Origin of the sequence: Pleomorphovibrio marinus (assembly GCF_003347495.1) — a bacterium.
Classification (GTDB): domain Bacteria; phylum Bacteroidota; class Bacteroidia; order Cytophagales; family Cyclobacteriaceae; genus Pleomorphovibrio; species Pleomorphovibrio marinus.
Map to the genome: position 1 here is coordinate 67,764 of NZ_QCXY01000007.1, position 11,819 is coordinate 79,582.

An 11,819-nucleotide genomic window follows, 5' to 3' on the forward strand; every position below is an offset into this window, starting at 1 on the left:
ATATAAATTAAAAAATTACCGCCCATCCTCTTTTTTTACCTAAAACAATTTTGTAATTTGAAACCAAAATGGTAGGGCTATGGAAAAATTGCTTGTGATTTTGGTTTTAGGTATCAGTGCCTCTATGGCCGTAATTCCCCTATTGGATTCTTATATTAACATTTCCCTCAACATTGACTCCGTCAAGGTGAGAATGGAGGGTGAGTCCTTGACAGAGTATATAGACGAAGGATTGATGGAAATCTTAAACCTGGATGAGCTTGCCCAAGCCTCCACTACTTCTGAATAATTTTTGATTGGTAATTACAGGATGCACTGCTGATTTAGTAAGGTAGTACAGAGTTTTTTTATTCCTTGATTCCTCTTTGCGGATAACACCTTTACTCCGTGTTGGTCATGTACCTTCAAGAAACAGCTTTTATGTAGATCATCCCACTCCTTCTGAACTATGCTCGGTTGAAAGGATGGGCTTGAACGTAAATTTGCCTATCTTTGCCCTTCATTTTCAAGCCCAAACCATGAATAAAGATATAAACTTGGCAGTGCTGATAGATGCGGACAATATCCCAGCCAACCACGTAAAAGAAATGATGGAGGAAATTGCCAAATATGGCAACCCAACTGTCAAAAGGATTTATGGGGACTGGACCAAACCCCATTTAGGCAAGTGGAAAAACGTGTTGTTGGAAAACGCCATCAACCCCATGCAGCAATACGGGTATACAACAGGGAAAAATGCTACCGATTCCGCCATGATCATTGATGCAATGGATATCCTGTATTCGGGCAAGGTCAATGGGTTTTGCATTGTTTCCAGTGATAGTGACTTTACCAGGTTGGCCACCAGGCTAAGGGAAGCCGGAATGATGGTGATAGGTCTTGGGGAGAAGAAAACTCCCGATCCCTTTATCGTGGCCTGTGATAAATTTATTTATGTGGAAATTCTCAGACAGGATGAGGCTGAAATTAAGGAAAAGGATGGGAAAGGTAAGGAGTTGGACAAAGTAAGTCCTAAACTCATTCGTTTAATCGCCAGTACCATTAATGACCTTGGGGATGACGATGGTTGGGCATTTTTGGGAGACGTAGGTAATTTACTCCAAAAAAAGCAGCCTAACTTTGATGCAAGAAACTATGGTTTCCCCAAACTTACACCTCTAATCCGTTCCATTGACAAATTTGAAGTGGAAGAGAGGGAAAACCAGAGAGGAAAGTATAAGTTAGTATATGTCAGGAACAAATAAGGAGTTGCCAATTGCCCCATACACAAATAATTTCTACAGGAAATATCCTAATTTTTCGTTAATATTTTGAATTGATCCATCACTTTGTAGGTAGCCCTGGTCAGGTCAATGTGGATATTAGGAGAGTCGTAATCAAAATAAGCAGATGTGTATCCTTGCCAAACAGTGTTCCCCTTTTTGTGGTCGATGACCAAAACTACTAGCATCCCATCGTTTTGGGTATATTTCACACTGTTGTAGTTTTCTCTCATTTTTTCTCTCGCCAAGCTATCAGGTTCTTCCTCTAGTAGTTCAATGCCTTGCTTCTTAAGCCAGAAATCAAAATCCGGTTGGTTATATCCTCTATATCTTACTTCACTAAGGTACAGTTTGTAAATAATCAGCAGGTCTGGATTGTTGTCTTTCATCCTGAAGCCTTGAGAACCCAGCCTGGAAGAGATGGTCTTTTCAATGACATCTCCATAAGCGTTGGTGTTCCTTCCTTCTTCCTCTACAAATCCAAAGGTTCTGTACTTCTTAAAAGCACCTCTGTAGTTGTAGTCATATTCTGCCACGAAATCTCTTTGAGACAAACACGCTGATGTGAATATCAGCAAAACAATGATGAAGTAGTTTAAATGTTTCATACATGTTTTTTTTGGTAGGGATAAATTGATTTTAAATATGTCGGTAAAGTTTAATTTTGAATTAAGGAAGGCTGAAAGGCCTAAACTTCATAATACCTTAACAACCTCATGCTTTATTTTTTGTTTATCAATTAGGCCAAATATAATATTTAGCTAATTTTAGTGATTTCCATTTCAACATGCAAGTAATTATTAATTAAATTACTGATCTATTCCTCTGAGCGTTAGTGAACTAAAGTGATAATAGGCCTATTTTGGCCGTATTAAGGGATTTTGCCTTTTTTATACAAAAAAATGCCGTCTAAATTTTAGACGACATTTTTTTTGACCTAAAAAAACAGGAAATGGTAGGTTAGTTACCGAAAGTGTGGGACTCTATAAATTCCCCAAAACTCAGGTATTTTTCATAGCGTTTTTGATAAATCAGAACCCGTTCGGGGTTTGGGTGATAAACCTTGTCAAACCCGTTTCCCATAGTAGTAATTGCAGTAGGCAAGTCTGGGTGAATTCCTGCTGCAACAGATGCGTACATGGCAGCACCAAGTGCTGGGGCTTGTTCAGCACTGGCAACCTTTATGGGCATATCCAATACTTCCGAGAGTGTTTGCATCACAAAGGAGGACTTTTTGGCGACTCCCCCCAGGCCTATGACCGAGTCTATGGTTACGCCTTCTTCCCTGAACCTATCGATGATCTTTTTTGACCCAAAACTTATGGCTTCGACAAGGGCCTTAAAAACATAAGCTGCATCTGTACCCATGGAAAGCCCCATGATGGCCCCCTTGAGTTGTTGGTTTGCATCTGGGGTTCTTCGGCCGTTAATCCAGTCCAGCGCCAAAGGATCGTTTTCCGACAGGGGGAGCTTTTCTGCTTTGGCAGTAAGGCTGGATAATAACGAACCTTCCAACTCCTGAATCAAGGTGTTTTTTCCCGCCTCATCCAGTGAGGGAGATTGCAATATGATTTCTTCCACAGTCCCCTGAACTAGATTTTTAAACCACGCTAGCACATCCCCAAATCCGGATTGCCCAGCCTCTAAGCCAATGGCACCTGGCAACACTGAACCATCCACTTGCCCACAGATGCCTTTCACTAGGTTATTGCCCAATTCTTGGTAGGGTGCTACCATGATGTCGCAGGTAGAGGTCCCCATTACTTTTACCAAGGATTTTTCAGTAATTTCTCCTCCCACTGCTCCTGCATGGGCATCAAAGGTACCGACTGCAACCACCGTTTCTTCGCTTAGTCCAGTAATCTTCGCCCATTTGGGACAAAGTGTGCCGGCGGCTTGGTCTGAAGTATGGGTGTTGGTGTAAAGCCTGTCCTTGAGTGTTGCCAGGTAAGAGTCCAACTGCTCCAAAAAAGCCTTGTCAGGTAGGCCTCCCCAGCTTTCGTGCCATAAGGCCTTGTGCCCTGCAGCACATCTGCTCCTTTTGAGCGACAAAGGATCCCTCTTGCCTGTGAGTATCCCTGTGATAAAGTCGCAATGCTCCACCCAGCTGAAGGCCTTTTCTTTTATGGCTTTATTTTTTCTTACCGTATGTAATATTTTGGCCCAAAACCATTCCGAGGAATAAATCCCCCCCTCGTATTTGGTAAAATCCTCACCGCCCCAGTTTCTGGCTAGGTGATTGATTTCATCAGCTTCCTGGATGGCAGTATGGTCTTTCCATAGGATCATCATGGCATCCGGGTCTTGGGCATAGTCATCTAACAATGCTAAACTCTCCCCCTTCTGGTCCACTGGTAGGGGAGAGGAACCGGTAGTGTCCACACAAATTCCCTTAATGTCTTTCGCTTCTATAGAACTTTCCTTTACCACCGCCTGCAGGCAATGCTGGAGACCCTCAATATGGTCTGAAGGATGCTGTCTAAATTGGTTTTTCTTTGGGTCACAGAAATCCCCTTTTTTCCACCTAGGATAGGGATACACTTCCGAGGAAATGGTTTTTCCATTTGTGGCATCCACTAAAACTGCCCTTACTGAGTCTGTTCCAAAATCTACACCGATCACGTAGTTGTCCATTTCTTGTATTCTTGGGTTAGTATAAATAAAGTTTGTAGCGTACTTGGCCAATACGGCGAAAGTGCAATTTAGGGCAATTTTAAAATCCCTCCTTGGAAAATAGACGGAAATTGCGGAAACCTTGCAATTGATTTGTAGCCTTCTTTATTGCCTTTCAGGAGTGTTTTTACCAATTGTGTAAAAAAAGAACGGGTAATTGAAGAAATAAACTACTTTCAATTTTCTATTCTACCTCCATGAAAATCAGTATTTCTTTATCGATAATATTTTTGCTATCGGTGATGGTGGCTTGGGGCAAGGGGCCTGTTTTGCCTGGACTGGAGGCCCAGCGAATTCAGCACCCCATAGCTATTGATGCCATGTTGAACGAAGAAATATGGGCTACGGAAGATCATTGGACCGATGATTTTTTTCAGTTTTTCCCTTCCGATACATCAATGGCCATGGCTCCTACCAAGGTTAAAGTGGCCTATGATGATAAGTACCTTTATATAGCAGCCGTAATGTTTAACCTTGGACCCCGGGATGGGTATGTTAGCACATCTTTAAGAAGGGACTTCAGGGGCAACCAAAACGATGGGTTCAGTATTACCCTTGACACCTTTAATGACGGCACCAATGCCTATCTCTTCGGGATTAATCCCTACGGAGTGCAAAGGGAAGGTATGATAGGGAATGGGGGGTTAAATAGAACTGATTTTAACCTGGCCTGGGACAACAAATGGATTTCTGCCGCAAAAATTTATGAGGACAGGTGGGTGGCCGAAATAGCCATACCTTTTTCAACATTGCGCTATAAGGAAGGGGGCAATTCCTGGAATGTCAACTTTTATAGGATAGACAGTGAATATACAGAAAAAAGCACCTGGGCACCCATACCAAGGAACTTTAACGTCACCAATGTGGCATTTACCCGAAAGCTCATTTTTTCTGAACCCCTGCAAAAGTCCGGGGCAAACATCGCTCTTATACCCTACACCGCAGTGGGCACCAACAGGAATTTCCAGACTGGAGTGAATGAGCCCCTGAAACCAACCTTCGGGGGAGATGCGAAGGTAGGCCTAGGGCCTGCCTTGAATATGGACCTGACCTTTAATCCCGATTTTTCCCAAGTTGAGGTGGACGAGCAGGTGACCAATTTGGACCGATTTGAAATTTTCTTCCCGGAGCGAAGGCAGTTTTTTCTTGAAAATGCAGATCTATTTGCGGATTTTGGAACAGACCGAATCCGCCCGTTTTTTAGCAGAAGGATAGGGGTGGACAGGGATGAGAATACTGGACAAAACGTACAAAACCAAATCCAATATGGCGCCAGACTTAGCGGAAAACTCACCGATGACTGGAGGGTGGGTTTGATGAATATGCATACTGCAAATGATCCGCTCAGGGGAATTTCTGGGAAGAACTTTACCGTTGCCGCGCTGCAGAAAAAAATATTTCAACGCTCCAATATCGGTGCTATCTTGATTAATAGGGAGTCCATGGATATGGGAAAGGGTGGGTTAGCGGTAGAAAACGGAGATTATAACCGCATGGCAGGACTGGATTACAACCTGTTTTCTGCCGACAACAAATGGAGTGGGAAGTTTTTTTACCATAGGACTTTTGAAGAAGAGAACCCTTCGGATGCTGGTACCGCACATGCCCAGCTTAGTTTTAACGATACCAATTTCTCGGCTGGATTAGCCTACTCCTATGTTGGTGAAAATTATAATCCTTTGGTAGGGTATACCCCGAGGAACAATTACCAAAGGTTGGCTCCGGAAATTGCATGGCAGTTTTTCCCCTCAAAAGGAAAAGTAAACCGGCACGGGCCGGGATTGCGCTCAGAAACACTTTGGAATGAGCAGCTGGGGATTACGGATGAGCTGCATACCCTCTTTTATAGGGTGCAGCTACATTCTTTTGCGGAGCTTACCCTGATGATGAACAACCAATACACCTACCTGTTCTTTCCTTTCGATCCAACCAGAATGGGAGGGGAGCCATTAGGAGTAGGCACCTACTACAGAAACAATTTCTTGAGCTTTGATGTGAGATCAGACCCCAGGAAAGTATTTGCCATTGTTGGAGTGGGGCAGGTCGGTGAGTATTACAACGGTACCATGGCAAACTTTTCCGGCAGTACAGAATGGAGGCTGGGGTATTTAGCCAATATTTCCATGAACTTGAGTTATTCCAGGATCAGACTTCCTGCTCCCCAGCAGGATGCGGATTTACTATTGCTTGGCCCCAGGGTGGACCTCACTTTTACCAAAACACTTTTTTGGACTACATTTGTGCAATACAACAACCAAATTGACAACATAAACATCAACACCAGACTGCAATGGCGTTACGCTCCCGTTTCCGACTTTTTTATGGTTTACACGGACAACTATTTCCCTTCTACCTTTGCCTCCAAACAGAGGGCCTTAGTGATGAAACTGAATTATTGGTTCAGTATTTAAGCTAATCCCTTAGGTTCGATTAGGTATTGCTACTCCCTTCGTCCAACTTTGTTTTCCGTCCATTTAGTCGGGTTTGGAGATTCAACTCCTGTCAGGATTGAGGTGGGTATTTGAAATTCCCGTTCCTTTCTCTTGTGGAGCGAGAAAATCAAAAAAAAACCTCTGGGCTTAGCTTAGATTGAAAATGCTATATCCTGCCTGGTAAGGCTTTAAATGATATGGTTTCGAAGGAATGGATTGCACACTAAGACATATCTACAGTACTCCCTTAGTGCTTGGTAAAGCATTCAAAGCACCTGGATCCCTTTGTACTGCCATTTTGATGGCCCTTGCCAGCCCCTTGAAAATAGCCTCTATTTTATGGTGCTCGTTGTCCCCGGTAGCCTTGATATTAAGGTTGCATTTTGCGGTATCACTAAAAGACTTAAAAAAATGGTAAAACATTTCCGTAGGCATCTGTCCAATTTTTTCCCTTTTAAACTCCGCTTCCCAGATCAACCAAGGCCTGCCCCCAAAATCTATGGCTACCTGCGCCAGGGCATCGTCCATGGGCAGTAGAAAGCCATATCGGTAAATGCCTTTTTTGTGGCCCAAGGCTTTAAGGTAAGCGTCTCCCAAGGCAAGGGCGGTATCTTCGATGGTATGGTGTTCGTCTATGTGCAAATCCCCCTTAACCTCTATCCTGAGGTCTGTTCCACCGTGTTTGGCCAGTTGGTCGAGCATGTGGTCAAAGAAAGGAATACCAGTGTTGATTTCCGCTTTTCCCGTACCGTCCAGATTCACTTGAATTGAAATCTGGGTTTCGGAGGTAGACCTATTCACTTCCGCAGTCCTGGAAGGCAGGGCAAGAAAGCGATAGATCTCATCCCAATTAGTGGTAGACAGAGTGGCACCATCTACCCTCTCTTCTCCCATATAGATGGATCCAGAGCCCAGGTTTTTGGCCAGTTTCACATCTGTTTCTCTGTCTCCAATCACGTAGGAACCTTCCAAGTCGAAATCCCCATTTAAATATTCTAGTAATAACCCTGTACCGGGCTTGCGGGTAGGTGCATTTTCGTGAGGAAAGGTTTTATCTATATGTATGGCATGGAAAATCACACCTTCCTGCTCCAGGGTCTTTAGCATTTTATATTGAGCGGGCCAAAAGGTTTCTTCGGGAAAGGAATCCGTTCCCAATCCATCCTGATTGGTGACCATTACCAGCAAAAAATCTGTCTCTTCCGCAATTCTCCTCAAATTGCTGATAGCTTTTGGAAGAAACTCCAATTTCTCCAAACTGTCCACCTGAAAATCCGTCTTGGGTTCCTTGATTATAGTTCCGTCCCTATCTATGAAAAGTATCTTCTTCTTCATCATTTCTGAGCTTTTGCAGTTATGGATTGATAGTCATTCATGGCAGCAATCAAGGCTTTGTTTTCTTCCCAGGTACCAACGGTGATTCGCAGACAATTTTCGCAAAGAGTCACCTTGGACCTGTCCCTGACAATGATTTTTTTCTCGACCAAAAATTCATAAATCCTTTTGGGATCCATCACCTTGACCAGAAGGAAGTTGGCATCGGAAGGGTAGACCTTCATCACCACAGGCAAATCTTTCAATTTTGCATTGAGTTCTTCCCTATTTGACAATATTTCCCTTACCATATCTTTTACCCTACCGTAATTCATCAAAGCAGCCAAGACCGTTTTCTGGGTCAAGCCACTGATATTGTAGGGGGGTTTGATTTTATTAAGAATACTTACGATTTGGGGAGCAGCATATGCCATACCCAACCGTAGGGATGCAAGTCCCCAGGCTTTGGAAAATGTTTGAAGTACTACCAGGTTTTGGTAGTTTTCCATTTCCTCTGTAAAGCTGGCCTCATCACTGAAATCGATATAGGCCTCATCTACCACCACCAGCCCCTCAAAACATTTGGCAACCTGAAGGATATCCTCGCGTCGCATTTTGTTTCCAGTGGGGTTATTTGGGGAACATATAAAAATAATTTTGGTGAATTCGTTTATCGCATTTTTTATCCCTTTAATATCCAATTGGAAATCACGAGTCAGGGGCACCTTCTGGATATTAACATTATTAATATTGGCACTTACCTCATACATTCCATAGGTCGGGGGAAGTAGGATTACGTTGTCCATGCCTGGATTACAAAAGGCACGAAATAACAAATCAATAGCCTCATCACTGCCATTTCCCAGAAAGATATGGGAAGGAGGGACGGATTTTATCCTTCCCAGATCCTCTTTCAATTCCCTCTGATAAGGATCAGGATATCGATTGAAGGATTCTTGGGTGATACTCCCTATGGGGTTTTCATTGGCGTCTAAGAAGACCCCTTCTGTGCCGGAATATTCGTCCCTGGCAGAAGAATAGGGGAGAAGGGAGGCGATGTGGGGCCTTAGTAATTTTTCGACTTCAAATGCCATTTTGCTATTTTTGTTGGTTTAAATAGGCCAATCGTATACTTACCGCCTTTTCATGCGCTTCCAACAGTTCGTTGGCTGCCATGGTTTCCACTACAGGACCCAGTTGTTTCAATCCCTCTTCGGTGATTTTCTGGTAGGTTATTTTTTTCACGAAACTATCCAAGGATACCCCACTGTAACTCCTGGCATATCCGTTGGTGGGTAGGGTATGATTGGTGCCTGATGCATAATCCCCGGCAGATTCCGGAGTGAAATTCCCAATAAAGACAGACCCTGCATTTACAATTTGTGGGATCAGTTCATCGACATCCGATACAGAAAGGATCAGGTGTTCAGGGGCATATTCATTGATAAGGTTTACGGCCTTATCCGGGTTGTTTAACACGACAGCGACACTGTTTTCCAGTGCTTTTTCGGCAATTTTATGGCGGGGGAGAAGTTTTGCCTGTTCCTCCACCTCTTGGAGGATTTTCTTTGCTAGCTTTTCAGTGGTACATACCAGCACCACCTGACTGTCCACTCCGTGCTCAGCCTGAGAGAGTAGATCTGCAGCCACAAATTCAGGAATGGCCGATTCATCTGCGTAGACCAACACCTCCGAGGGACCTGCCGGCATATCTATGGCAACTCCTTTTTTTGTTGCTATTTGCTTGGCGGCAGTTACATATTGGTTTCCTGGCCCAAAGATCTTATCCACTTGGGGCACCGACTCTGTTCCGTATGTCATGGCCGCAATGGCCTGTGCTCCTCCAGCTTTCACTATAGTATGTATGCCCAGGAGTTCTGCTGTATATAATATGGCAGGATGTACTTTGCCTTCGGGGTTGGGGGGAGTGCACAATACCACCTGCCTGCAGCCTGCAATTTGGGCAGGAATACCCAACATCAATACCGTTGAGAAAAGGGGTGCGGTGCCTCCTGGAACATAAAGGCCTACCCTTTGTATAGGTACGCTTCTGCGCATGCAGCTCACGCCTTCCATGACTTCCATTTCCAGATCAGGAGTTTCCTGGGCTCTGTGAAATTTCTCGATATTTAGTCTAGCCTTGAGAATAGCGGCTTTTAACTCCTCCGATACCAATTCCCTTGCTGCTGCAATTTCCTGCTTGCTGACGAGCAATTGGTCTATTTCCACATGATCATATTCCAGGGCAAACTTCCTTAGGGCCTTGTCCCCTTGACGTTTCACCTTGCGCATGATGGGTTTGACAATTTTTTCTATGGACTTGGTCTTGTGTACAGGGCGGGCCAATGCTTTTTTCCATTGGCTTTGAGGGGGGGTCACCAGAACTTTCATACTGATTGGATAAAATTAAAGGTTGACTAAAGAACCATTTTTTCTATGGGTATTACCAAGATTCCCTCTGCACCGGCCTGCCTGAGTTCCTCTATATTCTCCCAAAACTGTTCTTCGCTAAGTACGGAATGCACGGAGGACCAACCTTTTTCTGCCAATGGCAACACGGTCGGGCTTCTCATTCCTGGGATTAAGGAAATGATCTTTTCCAGAGAGTCGTTTGGAGCGTTAAGGAGTATGTATTTATTGCCTTTTCCCTGTTGTACCGCATTCATTCGGAATAGCAGTTTCTCCACAATACTTTTCTTCACCTCTTCCATTCCAGGGTTACCTATAAGTACCGCTTCCGAACGGAAAATTTCCTCTACCTCCTTAAGTCCATTCATCATCAAAGTGGAACCTGAGCTGACAATGTCGCAAATGCCCTCGGCAAGCCCTATACTGGGGGCAATTTCTACCGACCCGCTAATCTCGTGTATGGATGCATTTACTTTTCTGGATTTCAGATAGGTGTTGAGTATATTAGGGTAAGACGTGGCGATGTTTTTACCTTCAAAATAGCTAATTCCCGGGTATTCCTCCCCTTTGGGTATAGCCAGCGACAACCTGCATTTGGAAAAGCCCAATTTCTTTATGGTTTCTACCTGTTTGTCCTTTTCTACCAACTCGTTTTCACCTACGATACCCAAATCTGCAACCCCGTCTGCCACATAACCAGGTATGTCGTCATCCCTGAGGAAAAGAAATTCTATTGGAAAATTGAAAGCTGTGGATTTAAGCTTTCCGGTGCCATTATAAAACTTGATGCCGCACTCTTTGATAAGGCTTAAGGAGTCCTCGCTTAGCCTTCCGCTTTTTTGTACGGCTATACGTATGATTTCTTTCATCTTTTTACAACTGTCTGATTCGAGATTTTGTGTTAAGAAGCGATGGGCTGGAAATAATTAGAAATTCCCCTATAAATGAATCACAGGCAATGCCGATGGACATGGTGGAGTGAAAAATTACTGTGTTGGAGTGCTTCTTTCATGATCAATTGCAAATTTAACCAGTACTGCTGAACATCCAAGGCCTATCGGTTTTTTATCTGGGGTACAACTAAAAATACCCCTCGGGTAACCAATCCGAGGGGTATTTGTAAAAATTTTAGCTGTTAAACTAAACTGTTCCATTAAAAAATTAACCCAACTAAACCAATCTTCAATTAAAACTTGTCTTCAACTCCAATCTTTCCTCACTGCTGTTTTAATAAGATATTCAAATATACGCATGATGGGGGCTCCATGGATGATTAATCGATGAAATGCGAATTCTCAAGGCTGAAATACCTTTTTATAAGGGTTAAATAAATTGCAAGGGTCTGAAACAGGGTAAATTGCCCTACATTTTTAAAGACACCAATTGCTTTTGGAAGCAACATAGGGAATCGAGTTGTTAAATTCTTTCCATAAAAACTTTTGGATTAGGTCACTTTACCAAATCCCAATTTTTCAGATGGTAGATGAATTATATTGAACCTACAAAGTCATTAATTAACGGAAAGTGCATGAACCTTCAGTTTGGCTTTGGCCATCTTTGGAAAAGGTCAAGGATTTTATTTACTGGTTCAGTTTGGTGTTTAAGGGGTACAACTAAAAATACCCCTCGGGTAACCAATCCGAGGGGTATTTGTAAAAATTTTAGCTGTTCAACTAAACTGTTCTATTAAAAAATTAACCCAACTAAACCAAACTCAATTAAAACATGT

Annotated in this window: 9 protein-coding genes; 3 read left to right on the forward strand and 6 right to left on the reverse strand. The window is 43.3% G+C overall.

Features of this window, described 5'->3' with window-relative positions; genetic code table 11:
- Window positions 1–79: 79 nt before the first annotated feature.
- Together DB520_RS16995 and DB520_RS17000 are read left to right on the forward strand one after the other, a co-directional pair.
- On the forward strand, window positions 80–289 hold the full coding sequence (locus DB520_RS16995) for a hypothetical protein (protein WP_114750972.1): 210 nt from the start codon (window positions 80–82) through the stop codon (window positions 287–289).
- 229 nt (window positions 290–518) lie between these two features.
- Window positions 519–1,244: an NYN domain-containing protein gene (locus DB520_RS17000; RefSeq protein ID WP_114751149.1), complete on the forward strand. Its 726-nt coding sequence runs from the start codon at window positions 519–521 to the stop codon at window positions 1,242–1,244.
- Window positions 1,245–1,291: 47 nt separating this feature from the next.
- Here the strand turns inward: DB520_RS17000 and DB520_RS17005 are convergent, their stop codons facing one another.
- Both DB520_RS17005 and DB520_RS17010 read right to left on the reverse strand, forming a co-directional pair.
- A complete protein-coding gene (locus DB520_RS17005) occupies window positions 1,292–1,870 on the reverse strand; it encodes a DUF4136 domain-containing protein (RefSeq protein WP_114750973.1) in 579 nt (192 codons plus the stop codon).
- Window positions 1,871–2,222: 352 nt separating this feature from the next.
- Complete coding sequence (locus DB520_RS17010) at window positions 2,223–3,896, reverse strand: ribulokinase (protein ID WP_114750974.1); 1,674 nt, start codon at window positions 3,894–3,896, stop codon at window positions 2,223–2,225.
- A gap of 236 nt (window positions 3,897–4,132) precedes the next feature.
- Here DB520_RS17010 and DB520_RS17015 point away from each other — a divergent pair, with 236 nt between their 5' ends.
- Window positions 4,133–6,346: a DUF5916 domain-containing protein gene (locus DB520_RS17015; protein WP_114750975.1), complete on the forward strand. Its 2,214-nt coding sequence runs from the start codon at window positions 4,133–4,135 to the stop codon at window positions 6,344–6,346.
- Between the two features lie 255 nt (window positions 6,347–6,601).
- Here the strand turns inward: DB520_RS17015 and hisB are convergent, their stop codons facing one another.
- From hisB to hisG, 4 genes are read right to left on the reverse strand one after another with little or no spacing between them, the layout of a single operon-like run.
- Window positions 6,602–7,702: a bifunctional histidinol-phosphatase/imidazoleglycerol-phosphate dehydratase HisB gene (gene hisB / locus DB520_RS17020; RefSeq protein WP_114751150.1), complete on the reverse strand. Its 1,101-nt coding sequence runs from the start codon at window positions 7,700–7,702 to the stop codon at window positions 6,602–6,604.
- Window positions 7,702–8,775 (reverse strand): histidinol-phosphate transaminase, encoded by a 1,074-nt coding sequence (gene hisC, locus DB520_RS17025; RefSeq protein WP_114750976.1) that lies wholly within the window; start codon window positions 8,773–8,775, stop codon window positions 7,702–7,704. Before hisC ends, hisB begins: the two co-directional genes overlap by 1 nt.
- A 4-nt stretch (window positions 8,776–8,779) precedes the next feature.
- Window positions 8,780–10,072 (reverse strand): histidinol dehydrogenase, encoded by a 1,293-nt coding sequence (gene hisD / locus DB520_RS17030; protein ID WP_114750977.1) that lies wholly within the window; start codon window positions 10,070–10,072, stop codon window positions 8,780–8,782.
- 26 nt (window positions 10,073–10,098) lie between these two features.
- Window positions 10,099–10,959, reverse strand: coding sequence for an ATP phosphoribosyltransferase (hisG, locus tag DB520_RS17035; RefSeq protein WP_114750978.1), 861 nt, complete (start codon window positions 10,957–10,959; stop codon window positions 10,099–10,101).
- Window positions 10,960–11,819 lie beyond the last annotated feature (860 nt).

Coding starts and splice junctions, on each gene's coding strand:
- DB520_RS17010 (WP_114750974.1), bottom strand. CDS start 3,896: ATGGACAACTACGTGATCGGTGTAGATTTTGGAACAGACTCAGTAAGG.
- hisC (WP_114750976.1), bottom strand. CDS start 8,775: ATGGCATTTGAAGTCGAAAAATTACTAAGGCCCCACATCGCCTCCCTT.
- hisG (WP_114750978.1), bottom strand. CDS start 10,959: ATGAAAGAAATCATACGTATAGCCGTACAAAAAAGCGGAAGGCTAAGC.
- hisD (WP_114750977.1), bottom strand. CDS start 10,072: ATGAAAGTTCTGGTGACCCCCCCTCAAAGCCAATGGAAAAAAGCATTG.
- DB520_RS17005 (WP_114750973.1), bottom strand. CDS start 1,870: ATGAAACATTTAAACTACTTCATCATTGTTTTGCTGATATTCACATCA.
- DB520_RS17000 (WP_114751149.1), top strand. CDS start 519: ATGAATAAAGATATAAACTTGGCAGTGCTGATAGATGCGGACAATATC.
- DB520_RS16995 (WP_114750972.1), top strand. CDS start 80: ATGGAAAAATTGCTTGTGATTTTGGTTTTAGGTATCAGTGCCTCTATG.
- DB520_RS17015 (WP_114750975.1), top strand. CDS start 4,133: ATGAAAATCAGTATTTCTTTATCGATAATATTTTTGCTATCGGTGATG.
- hisB (WP_114751150.1), bottom strand. CDS start 7,702: ATGAAGAAGAAGATACTTTTCATAGATAGGGACGGAACTATAATCAAG.